Origin of the sequence: Acinetobacter lwoffii, from assembly GCF_024129355.1 — a bacterium.
GTDB classification, from domain to species: domain Bacteria; phylum Pseudomonadota; class Gammaproteobacteria; order Pseudomonadales; family Moraxellaceae; genus Acinetobacter; species Acinetobacter lwoffii_I.
In genome coordinates this window covers 1-13969 of record NZ_JAMXXP010000015.1, presented here as the reverse complement: position 1 = coordinate 13969, position 13969 = coordinate 1, and the positions used below count along the sequence as shown (strand labels likewise).

At 42.1% G+C, this 13969-nt stretch carries 11 protein-coding genes; 5 read left to right on the top strand and 6 right to left on the bottom strand.

Annotation, left to right across the window (positions count from 1 at the left end):
- Nucleotides 1-118 precede the first annotated feature (118 nt).
- From NI468_RS09000 to NI468_RS08990, 3 genes are all read left to right on the top strand, one after another.
- Nucleotides 119-1417: an MFS transporter gene (locus NI468_RS09000; RefSeq protein WP_253101403.1), complete on the top strand. Its 1299-nt coding sequence runs from the start codon at nucleotides 119-121 to the stop codon at nucleotides 1415-1417.
- Nucleotides 1418-1534: 117 nt separating this feature from the next.
- Nucleotides 1535-2800: a DcaP family trimeric outer membrane transporter gene (locus NI468_RS08995; protein WP_253101401.1), complete on the top strand. Its 1266-nt coding sequence runs from the start codon at nucleotides 1535-1537 to the stop codon at nucleotides 2798-2800.
- 17 nt (nucleotides 2801-2817) lie between these two features.
- Nucleotides 2818-4017 (top strand): MFS transporter, encoded by a 1200-nt coding sequence (locus tag NI468_RS08990; RefSeq protein ID WP_180038872.1) that lies wholly within the window; start codon nucleotides 2818-2820, stop codon nucleotides 4015-4017.
- A gap of 174 nt (nucleotides 4018-4191) precedes the next feature.
- On the opposite strand, the gene NI468_RS08985 is transcribed toward NI468_RS08990, so the two are convergent.
- The 6 genes from NI468_RS08985 to NI468_RS08960 form a co-directional block, all read right to left on the bottom strand.
- Nucleotides 4192-6771, bottom strand: a complete 2580-nt coding sequence (locus NI468_RS08985) for a bifunctional diguanylate cyclase/phosphodiesterase (RefSeq protein WP_253101399.1) — start codon at nucleotides 6769-6771, stop codon at nucleotides 4192-4194.
- Between the two features lie 206 nt (nucleotides 6772-6977).
- Nucleotides 6978-7637, bottom strand: a complete 660-nt coding sequence (locus NI468_RS08980; RefSeq protein ID WP_253101488.1) for a 3-oxoacid CoA-transferase subunit B — start codon at nucleotides 7635-7637, stop codon at nucleotides 6978-6980.
- A complete protein-coding gene (locus NI468_RS08975) occupies nucleotides 7637-8308 on the bottom strand; it encodes a 3-oxoacid CoA-transferase subunit A (RefSeq protein ID WP_253101396.1) in 672 nt (223 codons plus the stop codon). The genes NI468_RS08980 and NI468_RS08975 overlap by 1 nt, the downstream gene beginning before the upstream one ends.
- 40 nt (nucleotides 8309-8348) lie before the next feature.
- On the bottom strand, nucleotides 8349-9629 hold the full coding sequence (locus NI468_RS08970; RefSeq protein WP_004646972.1) for an MFS transporter: 1281 nt from the start codon (nucleotides 9627-9629) through the stop codon (nucleotides 8349-8351).
- A gap of 254 nt (nucleotides 9630-9883) precedes the next feature.
- The gene (locus NI468_RS08965) at nucleotides 9884-11083 is read right to left on the bottom strand and encodes an acyl-CoA dehydrogenase (RefSeq protein WP_004646973.1); all 1200 of its coding nucleotides are present in this window, start codon (nucleotides 11081-11083) and stop codon (nucleotides 9884-9886) included.
- A 31-nt stretch (nucleotides 11084-11114) separates the two neighbouring features.
- Nucleotides 11115-12269: an acyl-CoA dehydrogenase family protein gene (locus NI468_RS08960; RefSeq protein ID WP_004280318.1), complete on the bottom strand. Its 1155-nt coding sequence runs from the start codon at nucleotides 12267-12269 to the stop codon at nucleotides 11115-11117.
- A 503-nt stretch (nucleotides 12270-12772) separates the two neighbouring features.
- On the opposite strand from NI468_RS08960, the gene NI468_RS08955 reads away from it, so the two are divergent.
- Together NI468_RS08955 and NI468_RS08950 are read left to right on the top strand one after the other, a co-directional pair.
- Nucleotides 12773-13609 (top strand): IclR family transcriptional regulator, encoded by an 837-nt coding sequence (locus NI468_RS08955; RefSeq protein ID WP_004280319.1) that lies wholly within the window; start codon nucleotides 12773-12775, stop codon nucleotides 13607-13609.
- Between the two features lie 223 nt (nucleotides 13610-13832).
- Nucleotides 13833-13969, top strand: a 137-nt coding sequence (locus NI468_RS08950; protein WP_253101485.1) for an FAD-dependent oxidoreductase, incomplete at its 3' end; no start/stop codon positions are given.

Sequence of the window (13969 nt, the reverse complement as noted above, 5' to 3'; positions counted from 1 at the left end):
GGCTGTAGCGTTCAGGAGCAAGTCTGTTAAATCAGGAAAACTATGTTTCCGTGAGGAAGAAAAATGGATTTAGCGGTAGCAGAGGAAATGCTACTTTTAATATATAGAGGATATAAGAATGACAAGCGATACCATCGTAACAGGAGACAATAAAACCGATGTCTCCTCCACGGATACCATCAAACAGGCGCCAAAACGTCTATGGATGACGGCTTTTGTCTTTGCTTTTCTGATTTTGCTCTGTGACGGTGCAGATATCGGGATTCTGGCTTTCAGCCTGACCAGTCTGAAAGCTGAATGGGGACTAACTTCTGTACAGGCGGGTGCTTTAGGAAGTTATTCTCTTTTGGGTATGGGGATAGGAGGTTTTATTGGTGGATGGGCATGCGACAAATTTGGACGTGTCCGCGTCATTGTACTGGCCACCATCGCCTTCTCGATCTTGTCAGCCTACTCAGGTTTTGCTCAGTCTTATACTGAATTTGCAATTTTACGTACTCTTTCTTGCTTGGGTTTAGGCTGTTTATATATTGCCTGTAATACCCTGATGTCAGAATACGTACCGACCAAATACCGTACTACTGTACTGGCAACATTGATGACTGGTTTCACTTTAGGTTCATTGGTGATTACCATGATTTCAGGCTGGATTATTCCTGAGTTCGGCTGGCGTATGCTGTACTGGATCACAATTGCTCCATTAGCTTTGGGTATCCTGATGCACTTTATGGTGCCAGAGCCAGAATCATGGAAACGTGTCCGTGAAATGAAAAGAACTGGTCAGATCGTGGATAACGATGCGAAAAAAGGCAATCCATATATCACCATTCTTAAAGACAAAACCCATGGCAGAATGTTTATCTTATGGTCATTCAGCTCTGGTTTCTTGCTATTCGGTTATTTCGGTGTAAGTAACTGGTTGCCAAGTTATCTTGAAGCTGAATTAGGCATTAAGTTTAAAGAAATGGCACTGTATATGGTGGGTACATTCATCACCATGATTTTTGCCAAAATCATTGCAGGTTATGTTGCTGATAAAATTGGTCGCCGTATTGTGTTTGCTTTCGGCACCATGGGAACAGCGCTATTTATCCCTGTCGTGGTGTATATGCATAATGCCGATAACATTGGCGTACTGATGCTAATCTTCGGCTTCCTGTACGGTATTCCATATGCCATCAATGCAACCTATCTAACCGAAAGTTTCCCGACTGGTGTTCGTGGTACAGCGGTGGGCGGTGCATTCAATATTGGTCGTATCGGTGCAATCTTTGCGCCAATTACGATTGGTTATCTGGCGATGCATGGTTCGATCGGTACAGGTCTGTTGGTAATGGGTGCAGCATATTTCCTATGCGGTTTGATTCCTGCCCTGTTTATTAAAGACCGTTTATACGATCCGCAAAAAGCAGAATAAACCCTACTTCGGAAGGCAGGTCAAATCGCTGCCTTCCTCACTTCAAATATTTACAACACGTCAGTATAGAAAGGTCTCCTTTCATTCAGGATTAAAAATTTCTTTAGGGATTAAGAAATGAAAAAAATAGTTTTAGCGACATTATGTGGTATTGCTTCAGCACAGGCATTTTCAGCAGAAGCTTCTGAAGACCGTATGCAATTTCTTGAGTCACAGTTAAAGCAAATCCAGGCAGAACTAGAACAACAAAAAGCCGCGCAACTTGCATTAAAGAACCAGCAGGAACAAGCCAAAGCGCAAGACTCTAAAACGCTGAGTTCAATGGTAGATAATGTCGATGTTTATGGCTTGATCCGCTTTGATGGTGCAGTCGATTTCAAAAGTACTACTGAAGCCCGTGGCCGTACCATTAACCAGATTAATAAAGTACCTTTTACTGAACCGGATTCTGTACGTTCCGATTTTACTGCGGCTGCCAGCCGGATTGGTTTCCTGGCCAAAGATCTAGGAGGCAATCCGAATGTTTCTGCTCGTTTAGAAGCCGACTTCTGGACCAACAATGGTAAAGGCGATGGTGGATTACGTATCCGTCATGCACACTTAAAATACTATAACTGGACGTTTGGTCAGGCCTGGTCATTGATGTCAACACCAGAGATTAGCACTGAAGCTGTCGACTACAGCTTGTTCCTGGGTGGATCAGTCTTACGTACACCTCAGGTGAGCTATGCTTTCAAACTTGATCCGGAAAATACCTGGAATGTCGGTCTGGAGTACATGGTCGGTGGCGATCGTTCTTCTGCCTTACCTGCCTTAAGCACTAAATATGTTCATCAATCAGGCCCTCTTCATTTATTAGCTCAAGGCTTTGTCAATCAAAAGCAAGCGCAAACAGATACAGGTGATATTGAAAAAGTTGGCTGGGGTGTGGGCGTTGGTGGACGTTACCGTTTAGATGATCAAAACTCAATTCAGGGGAACTATTTCCATATGGTCGGTGATCAGCGTATTGCAGCTTTCTTGACTCAAGGTTCAACAACCGATGGTGCTGCCTGGGGTGGCGATTATTCAGTCGATCCAATCAATAATGAACTTTTATTGAATGAGTTCAATAGTATAAATATTGGCTTCACGCATAAATTTACGCCGAAACTACGTAGTAGTATTAATGCCAGCGTGGTTGATTTTGATGATTCTAGCGATTATGCCAAAGCCAATCCGGAAACCAATAAGCGCTTAACCGACTATGTGGCTAACGTGATCTATTCTCCTGTTCCAAAGATTAATTTGGGTGCAGAATATCATCATGGCAAGCGTGAAACCTTTGACAATAAGGAAGCAGATATTTCGCGTATCAACCTCTCTGCCAACTATAGTTTTTAAAGCCTCAGGAGACAAGGATGTCAGCCCAAGGGCAAATTTCACGCCGTTTCATGTTCATGATGGCAATGACCTGCGCACTCTGCGCAGGTTGTAACTATTTTAACCAGCCCTTGATTTATTCTATTGCAGAGGATCTGCAGATCAGTGTGGCTCAGTCTGGCTGGACTGTAGTACTGACCCAGATTGGCTATGCCACCGGATTATTTTTGTTTGTCCCTTTGGGTGACTTGTTCGAAAAACGGTTGTATATCTGCAGTTTGATGTTCTGTACCGGATTGGCGCTTATTGGGCTTTCAGCCAGTACCAATCTGCATATGTTGTATGGCTTTACCCTGCTCGCCTCTTTTTGTTCGATCACCACCCAGATTCTGATTCCTTTTGCCGCCAGCCTGTCGCAGCGTGATAAAAGTGCCGAAGTCGTTGGCCTACTCATGAGTGGTGTTCTGGTGGGTATTCTGTTTGCCCGTACCGTGGCCGGACTGATTTCTACTTTATGGTCCTGGCATGCGGTGTACTTGTTTAGTGGTTGTGCAATTCTTCTGCTGAGTCTGGCCATGTGGTTCCAGTTACCAAGCGCTAAGAGCCAGTTGCAGATGAATATATTGCAAATTTATCGCTCACTATTTACCTTTGCACGCACAGAACCCATGCTGATCAGGCGTAGTATGATCGGCGGCTTGGGCTTTGGCATGCTGAGTATTATCTTTACTACCATGACTTTTATTCTGGCTGAAGCACCTTATCATTTTAATGATTTCCAGATTGGTCTCATGGGTATTGTGGGGGTGGTCGGCATCTGGTCCTCTCAGTGGACCGGTAAAATGATTGGTAGGCATCGGGAAAAATGGATTGCGCACCTAGCCACATGCGGACTGATTCTAGCCTGGATTCCCTTATTCTTTGCCCAGAATTATTTATGGATTTATATCCTGGGCTTGATTCTGGCTTATTTCGGAATTTCCTGTTTGCATGTCTTGAACCAGAATCTGGTCTATCGAATTTCAATGCAGGCTCGCTCGCGGATTAATGCCATCTATATGACCTGTTATTTTTCAGGTGCCGGTCTGGGAGCATTTTTATCGCTGCATTTATGGAAAAGCTATGGCTGGTCTGCCTGCGTCATTTTAGGTTTTATTTTTGCCCTATTGATCTTTATAATTAATTATTATGATCTGAACCAAGAAAGAAATTTAGCCAATATTCAGCCTGAGCCATAAATAATGTCAAAAACCTTTGAGGGTTAAAAATCTTATTTTTTATCCCACTTTCTATGCTGAGCATACATTATAGAACCGATACGCTCATAAAATAGGAAAATTCTTGAAGTCTGTTTGCCATTTCCTTTCTACATGAAGAACGGTTGAAAATATTGATATCTTAACTTTTTAGAGTTAATTCAATTTACTATTTTCCATTGCGAGATAAACAGGCTTCAATTCAGTTAAAGGCGCAGGTTTTGCATAAAAGAAGCCTTGTAGCAGATCACAACCCTGTTGATAGAGCAAACTGGCCTGACTTAAAGTTTCGACCCCTTCCGCGACAACTTCCAAATCCAGCTGATGTGCCAAGTGAATAATCGATTGCACAATTGCAGCATCCTGACCATCGAGGGTCAGCTCTTCAATAAAACTACGGTCTAACTTGATTTGATTAATCGGCAAGCGACGCAGATAACTGAGACTCGAATAACCTGTACCAAAATCATCAATGGCAACCTGTACACCTAAAGCACGCACCGCTTTCAAAATTTCTATGGTTCGATCTGCGCCATTAATGATGACACCTTCCGTAATTTCAATTTTAAGTAATTCCGGCGGTAATTGACTGAGTTCAAGCGCATGTTCAAGCACCTGCAAAAAGCCTGCTCTACGGAATTGCAAAGGAGAAATATTCACCGATACTGTGATCTGGCTATTGTGTGTCTTGTTCCACTCGCCAATATCTAAACAGGCCTTTTCTAGCACCCATTGACCTACACTAATAATCTGCCCGGTTCTTTCTGCAAGCGGAATAAAAATCGCTGGGGAAATATAACCCTGCTGCGGATGGCACCAGCGGATTAAAGCTTCTACGCCTGTCACCAGCCCAGTTTCAGGATGAATCAACGGCTGATAGAACAGGTCAAAATTTTCCTGATTGATCGCTTCCATGAGTTCCAGACGCAGATTCGTATAGTCTATTTCTGCGACAGGCTGCATTCTGGTTTTTTCATACCACTGCCACATATTACGACCTTGTCTTTTGGCTTCCTGCATTGCCAAAACAGACTGATAAATCAATTCAGAAGAATGATGGATCGAACTGTCATCTGCCACAATACCAATACTGGCACTTAAATGTATTTTGTACTGATCGACGATAAACAGCATGGAAAGAAGATCAAGAATTTCTCCAGCAATCACCTCGACCTCAGTGTGCTCATCTGTCCCTGAGAGCAGCAAAATGAATTCATCTTCAGCGAAGCGGCATAGCACATTATTGCCTTGAACAAATTTTTGTAGCCGCTCGCCCACACTTTTGAGAATCTGGTCACCGACCAGATGACCTAAGCTGTCATTTATATTTTTAAAATCATCCAGATCTATATACAGCAAGACTAAAGGTTGTGAGCTCTCGTGCTGTGCTTCAAAAATATTTTCCAGAATCTGTTTGAATGCATACTGGTTCGGTAAACCGGTTAAATGGTCATGGGTATGCTGATGCTGAATATATTCTTCGTGAATACGTTGCTGGGTAATATCTTCCTGAATCCCCAAAAAATGGGTGCAGGTTCCTGTCTGGTCAAAAATAGGACCTATGGTTAAACGATTCCAGAACCAGCTACCATCTTTACAGTAACTTTTTATAGTCACCTGAATTTCTTTTTGTTCTTTGACCGCTTGCTTGAGTAATGCAATCTGATCCGGATCAGTATCTGGACCCTGTAAGAAAAAGCAGCTTTGCCCTAGTACTTCTGCTGCTGTATAACCGGTGAGCTTTAGAAAAGCCGGGTTCACATACACGATTAACCTTTCTTCTGAAACATCGGTAATAAAAAGACTATTCGGACTGGCTTCTACTCCCCGTTTTAATAAGCGCAGATCCTCCTTGTTTTCACGCGATACAGTAATATCTCGGGCAATGCCAATAATGCCGGTGACTTTCTGATTTTGGATAATCGGTAAATTGGTCAGATCCAGCCATAAGATATCGCCTGCAACATTATAAATTGGAAGTTCATAATGTTGAGATTTACCTTGCGCCGCTTCTGAAAATGAAACGTTAGCAAGTTCATGGAATTCGGGCGGTATGAAGGCACAATAGTGCTGACCATGAATTTGCGCTTTAGAAAAACCTGTAATTTCTTCGCAAGCAATATTGGTATTAAGCACATGTCCCTGTAGGTCAAGTTCAAAAATGATATCTGGATGATAGGTATAAAATGAGCTGTATTTTTCATTAAGCTCATGTCTTTTTTGACGTTCCTGATCAAGCTCAATTGCGAGAGCAACTAATTTTGCCGCTTGCTGTAAAAGCTGAATATGATGTTCAGTCGGTATTTTCGGTGTTCGATAATAAGTGGCAAACGTTCCGTACAAAATATCTGAAGCATTAATAATCGGCATAGACCAGCAGCTAGACAATTTTTCTGCATTTACCAAAGCACGGTAAGACTGCCAGTTTGGGTCTTTCATTAAATTCGGACTAATGACCAACTGACGTAAGAAAGCAGCTACGCCACACGATCCTTGATTTGGCCCAATTTTCAAATCTTGAATAGCATTACAGTACTCTTTTGAAAAGTGCTGTTTGCCACTTATAACATTTAAAGTTTGGGTGTCATCCTGATAGAGCATAATGGTGACAAGCGCATCTGGAATGCGCGATTCAAGCCACTGGCTAATGACATCGAGGATAGGCTTAAGTTCAGTATGGCGACCAATCAGATTAAAAATATGAAAAATTTCTTGATCATCACAATTATTATTCATTCAGACTATCACCTTCCTTAGCTTGTTAACATTTTAGACTTATTATTAAAATAATCATTAGCAAAAGTTTGTATTTATATCTTTAAAATACGGAAATATGGTCAATATTACGTGTATTTGATAATAATTCTAAAATTTAAAAATCACAGCCGAAGCTGTGATCTAAAACTATACTTTTACTTAATCAGAATATTGCGGACTTATTTTTAGGCTGCTTGTTGACGACTGTCCACTAATTTACAGCCTGTCTGCTGTTGTAATTCTTCAAAGCTTAAGCCATCCACTATTTCAAGAACCTGAGCTTGTCGGTCTTTTAATTCAATCACACACAAATCAGTATAAATACGGTTGACACAATGTTTACCTGTTAGAGGATAAGTCAGTTCTTCAACAATTTTTGCTTCACCATTTTTGGTCACATGTTCCATGCAAACATAGACACAGCGAGCACCCACTGCCAGATCCATTGCACCGCCTACAGCAGGTACAGCATCAGCATTACCGGTATGCCAGTTCGCCAGATCACCATTAATAGCCACCTGAAAAGCACCCATGATACAGATATCCAGATGCCCGCCCCGCATGATATCGAAAGAGTCCGCAGAATTCATAAAACTGCCACCTTGCAACATGCTTACGAGTTCTTTACCGGCGTTAATCAGGTCATCATCCGCCTGGTCAGGATCATTCAATGCAGCAAAACCTAAAACGCCATTTTCCGAGTGTAAGATTACTCCTTGTTCAGATTTTAAATAACCAGCCACGCGTGTCGGTAAACCAATACCCAAATTCACAAAAGAGCCAGCTGGAATGTCTTGTGCAACTTTAGCCACAATCTGTTCACGGCTACGTTTTTGAATATTCATCATTTAATATCTCCAACCTTGACCACATGCTGTACAAAAATTCCTGGTGTTACGATGATCTCTGGATCAAGCTCTCCCAATTCCACAATCTGATGAACTTGAGCAATGGTGGTTTTTGCTGCTTTGGCCATGATCGGACCAAAATTCCGTGCTGCCTTACGGTAGGTTAAGTTGCCCCACTGATCTGCCTGATTAGCATACACAAAGGCATAATCAGCGTGAATCGGATATTCGAGCACATAATCTTTTCCATTGATATTTCGGGTTTCTTTACCTTCAGCAATTTTGGTACCAAAACCGGTTGGAGTAAAAACAGCTCCTAAGCCTGCACCCGCTGCCTGAATACGACAGGCCAGATTACCTTGCGGTACCAGTTCCAGTTCAACTTTCCCTGCCTTATACAGGTCTTCAAAGACGGTTGAGTTATTGGCCCGCGGGAATGAACAGATCATTTTTTTGACCAGTCCGGACAACAGCAGATTGGTTAACCCACGATCTCCGGAAGCAGCATTGTTGTTAATAATGGTTAAGTCTCTAGGACCCAAGTCAATTAATGCTTCAATTAACTCTACCGGCTGACCTGCCAGACCAAAACCACTGGTCATAATGTGTGCACCATCAGGAATTTTCTTGAGTACTGTCTCGATATCCTGCGTGATTTTATTCATCATATTGCTTCCTAGCATGTTCTATCTATATTGCAATTGCAGATTAATCTGCCTTTTGCGGATCAAATAAGCGGTCTTTAATAAAGAAAGCGGGAATCAGGCCACAAAGAAAATAGGCAATGCCCATAATCAGTAAGCCTGTACCAATTGAACCTCCTTGAGCAAAATAGCCAATGGTAAGAGGTGCAAACACCGCACCCAGTCGGCCCACGTTATAGGCACCGCCCACGGCTGTTCCACGCACTTTGGTGGAGAAGCTTTCTGTCATGTAAGTCGCATTAATACCGTATGGAATACCATAGAGAAAACCGAAAAATAACATCAGCCAGAGGATATTATCCGGCGTATTACCAAAGACAATCACAGGGATAAAAATTGCAGTACCCATAGTGCCGAAAGCAAATACCGCACGACGGCCAATCCGGTCAGCGATAAAACCAGCAATAACTTTGGTACACATCATGATCAGGAAAGTCCCGATCATATACATGGTCATTTCTTTAAACTTGATTCCCAGATCAGTCTCTAAATACGCCGGTAGCCAGTTGCTGACTCCATAATATCCAAACTGTAAAAATGCGGTACTGAAGGACCAGAGGATAAACATGCGACGGCTAAGTGCATCTTCAAAAATCATTTTAAAAGTATTTTTTGGTTTTTCCTGCAGAATACCACTGGCTTTTGCATCCAGGCGTGCTTTACGCGCATCTAACCAAGCTTTCGGCTCAGGCACCAAGAAGTACATCGCGAAGGCCAGTACAATTGGAATAATGGCAATATAATAGAGGTATCGCCAGCCAAATTCAGGCAATAGCCATCCAGCCAGAACAGTTGCGACCACCGAGCCTAAAGTCCAGCCAGTCATAAGCGTTGCCAATACTGTAGAGCGATATTTGGTGGGTACATACTCTGCCATGAGTGTGTTACAGGCAATATATAGAGCACCTAGTCCAATCGCAGATGTAAAGCGCAGCCATTTGAACTGATCATAACTTTCTACGAATCCTAACCAGAAGGTTAATGAAGAAAATAATGCAATGGCAATGACGATCACACGAACCCGGCCAAAACGGTCACAAGCCCAGCCACCAAAAAAACCGCCGATAGCCATGCCTGCAAGCGTCCAGCTCCCTAAGGCACCGGCCTGCATATTACTTAATGAAAACTCTTGTTTCAGACTGGTCAGACTGTAGGCTAATAACGCAATATCAGCACCATCAACCAATAATGCTAAAAATGAGAAAATAAAGGCCAGAATCCAGACTCTTTGCTTGGGTTCGTTTCCACCTTCCACTGGGTGTTGTTGTGAACTGATCGTATCCATAATGCTCTTTCTACTTTTCGGCACTCCTGTGCCTTTTTAAAACGCATATTTCACTTAATTATTTAGGTGAAATATAGAATATTCGCTGATCATTACCACGCTTTAGCAAGGTGGTATAAAATGATTTTCAAAGTTCTTGATAAATTTTCTCTGCAGAAATCACGTAGCAATACATTGAATGATGTGATTAAGCACAATTCTTAAACCCGTAAAACAATCTAGCCAGCAATGCTGGCTAGAAGTTGATGTCAGGTTTAGTTGCAAAAGGCTGCAATTCCGGTTTGTGCACGACCTAAAATCAGGGCATGTACATCATGGGTACCTTCATAGGTATTTACCACTTCCAGATTAACCAGATGACGGGCTACACCGAATTCATCGCTAATGCCATTTCCACCCATCATGTCACGGGCCAAACGGGCAATATCCAGTGCCTTGCCGCAGTTGTTGCGCTTGATCAGTGATGTACCTTCAACTGAAGCAATGCCTTCATCCTTCATGCGGCCAAAACGTAAAGCCACCTGCAAACCGAGTGCAATTTCAGTTTGCATATCTGCCAGTTTCTTCTGGATCAGCTGATTCGCAGCGAGTGGTCGACCAAACTGTTTACGGTCCATGGTGTATTGATGTGCGGTATGCCAGCAGAACTCTGCAGCTCCCATGGCACCCCAGGCAATCCCGTAACGTGCACTATTCAAGCAGGTAAAAGGTCCTTTTAAACCGCGAACTTCCGGAAATGCATTTTCTTCTGGAACAAAGACGTTATCCATTACAATTTCACCGGTGATTGAGGCACGTAGACCCACCTTGCCGTGAATCGTTGGAGCAGAAAGCCCTTCCCAGCCTTTTTCTAAAATAAAGCCACGAATGTCACCGATATTACCTTCGGCAGAAACTTCTTTGGCCCAAACTACAAATACATCGGCAATCGGACTATTGGTAATCCACATTTTTGCGCCAGTTAAACGGTAACCACCCTCGACTTTTTTAGCACGGCTAATCATGCTGCCCGGATCCGAACCATGATCCGGCTCGGTCAAGCCGAAGCAACCAATATATTCACCGGTTGCTAATTTTGGTAAATACTTCTGCTTTTGCTCTTCAGAACCAAATTCATTAATGGGTACCATCACCAGAGAGCTTTGTACGCTGGCCATTGAGCGATAACCTGAATCGACACGTTCAACTTCACGGGCAATCAGACCATAACTGACATAATTTAAACCTGCACCACCGTACTGTTCTGGAATGGTTGGGCCTAGCAGACCAAGTTCACCCATCTCACGGAAAATAGCAGGATCGGTTTTTTCATGGCGGAATTGTTCCAGTACACGCGGCATCAGTTTGTCTTGACAGTACGCTGCCGCTGCATCGCGGATCATGCGCTCTTCTGACGTCAGTTGCTGTTCGATTAAAAACGGGTCTTGCCAATCAAATCTAATTTTTGTCGTCATTTTAATATTTCCTTATTTTAAAATTATGAGATTAGGCGGTTGCCTGTTTAATCATTTCACGTGCAATAATAATTTGTTGAATCTGAGTCGTTCCTTCATATAAACGGAACAAACGCACATCACGGTAGAAACGTTCAATTGAATATTCACTGATATAACCCGCTCCGCCATGAATCTGCAAACAGCGATCAGCAACTCGACCACACATTTCAGTTGCAAACATTTTGGCACAAGAGGCTTCAGTCGTAACATTTTGGCCAGCATCACGTAGACGCGCAGCATCCAGAACCATACATTTGGCTGCATAAATCTCGGCTTTGGAGTCTGCCAACATACCCTGGATCAGCTGGAAATTCGCAATGGGCTGACCAAACTGTTTGCGCTCCACTGCATAGTTAAGTGCGTCTTCCAGCATACGCTCTGCCATACCGACGCTATAACCAGCAATGTGCAGACGGCCCTTATCCAGAACGCGCATTGCTGTTTTAAAGCCGATCCCTTCTACACCGCCAATCAGCTGATCTTTATGCACTTTACAGTTATCAAAAATTACATCACAGGTATAGGAACCATGTTGGCCCATTTTCTTGTCAATTTTACCTAGGCTTAAACCAGGTGTACCTGCTTCAACTAGAAATGCTGAAATACCGCTCGCACCTTTAATCTCTTGATTGGTACGTGCCATCACGGTAAATGTCGTGGCGCGTGGCGCATTGGTGATGAAGCGTTTAGTTCCGTTTAAAATATAATAATCGCCGTCTTTGACTGCACTGGTTTTTAAAGCAGCAGCGTCTGAGCCGGAATCTGGTTCAGTCAAACAGAATGAACCAATAATTTCGCCCGTTGCATAACGCGGTAAATATTTCTGTTTTTGTTCTTCTGTACCGTCGATAATGATGCCGCTTGAACCGATTCCATTGTTAGTACCAATTAAAGAGCGGAAGGCAGCCGATGTATGACCTAACTCCATCGCCACCAGAATTTCTTCTTCCATGGTAATGCCTAAACCGCCATATTCTTCTGGAATCGTCAGGCCAAACAAGCCCAGCTCTTTCATCTGTTCCACAATATGTTCAGGAATGGCGTTGTTCTCTTCTACTTCATGCTCAAGAGGCACCAGTTCATTTTTTACAAAATCGCGAATCGTTGACAGAAGTTGGTCTAGCATTTCCGGATCACGAATCATATGAATCTCCATGGATATAATTTAGGTAAATTCCTTTACCCTTATTTTTGTTTCGTATTACGAAATAAATAATCATATAAAATCATTTTGAGCAAGTAGAATTATTAAAAATTTTATGTTTTAACTAAAAAATGAAATTTTTCTGGTATTCCAGTTGATTTATGTTTAAGATTTAATTTCACGATACGAAATATTTTGATGGATGATTGTTTTATTTATCAGTTTTTTTGAATAGATAATTAAACCTTTTTTCTTGCTGTAATATTTATCGATCACTGACTCTTTCGGAGAAATCGAAACTTTTTAAATGTGTTGGCTACGTATTAAACCTCAAAAACTAGATGATTTTATATTGTCTTCAAAGTTGGGTAACAGGATTCTTTTCGACCACAAATAATTTCGGCACTTTTTCCTATATTTTATCTTTTGTAGAAGTGTTTTATTTTGTATCGTGAAATTATGTTGCTATCATATTCATTAATTTAACTTTAATTGCCCTGACCATGACAAAAAATAAAACTGGTGAAATTCCCAACTTTGATGAAATCCGTTTAGATCCGATTTCACATATTCATAGAGAAAATAATCCTCAATTTATTGCGTCTATTGCGCGTGGATTGGAAATCTTGCGTTGCTTTTCAGCGACCAATCAATTGCTTGGTAATCAGGAAATTGCACAATTAACCAACTTGCCCAAGCCGACTGTAGCGCGTATTACCAGCACCCTGGTTTCTTTAGGTTATTTAAAACAACTGCCAAATACCACGAAATATCTATTGGATGTTGGCGTATTGGCTTTAGGCTATGCAGCTTTGAGTAATATTTCTGCACGGACTCAGGCTTATCCGTTTATGGAAGAAATGTCCCGTTATTCCCAAGCCCCTGTGGCAATGGCTACCCGTGACCGTTTGAGCATGATTTATCTGGAAGTGGTACATACAGAATCGACGCTAACCATGCGCCGCCCTGTCGGTTCGACTTTACCGATTCATAGCAGTGCCATGGGACGGGCCTGTCTGGCAGCGATGGATGTGAAGGAACGCGAATATTTATTTGATGCCATCAAGAAAAGAAACGAAGATCAGTGGCCAACCATCAAGCGTAATCTGGAACGTGCAATCCGTGATTATCAGGATTATGGCTACTGTCTGTCTTTAGGTGACTGGGCTAAGGATGTGAATTCCGTGGCAGTTCCGTTGGTTCACCCCAAACATGGGATATTAACGTTTAACTGTGGTGCCCCAAGTTATCTGTTAAATCAGGAAAAACTGGAAAATGAAATTGGACCGCGTCTGATTCACATGGTGAATAATATTGCAATGAATCTCAATAACATATAAAAAATTAATTATCAGAGCGACATTAAGTCGCTCTTTTATTGAATACCCAATCTACACATCTTCTTCCTTTATCCAGAATTCTCAGCAAACCTTTTTAATGCTGCGAAATAGATAAGATTTAAAAAAGATAAATTCCTATTCCAAATAAAAAGATCAAAAATAAGCTTCATAACCGATTTAGATAATGCTATAAATATCGTATAGCGAAATTGGATTTTATATTATGGAAGATATAACAAGAGAATCGATGGAGTTTGACGTCGTCATCATAGGCGCAGGCCCTGCGGGTCTTTCTGCTGCGATCAAAATCCGTCAACTTGCAATTGAAAACAACTTAAACGATTTGTCCGTTTGTGTCGT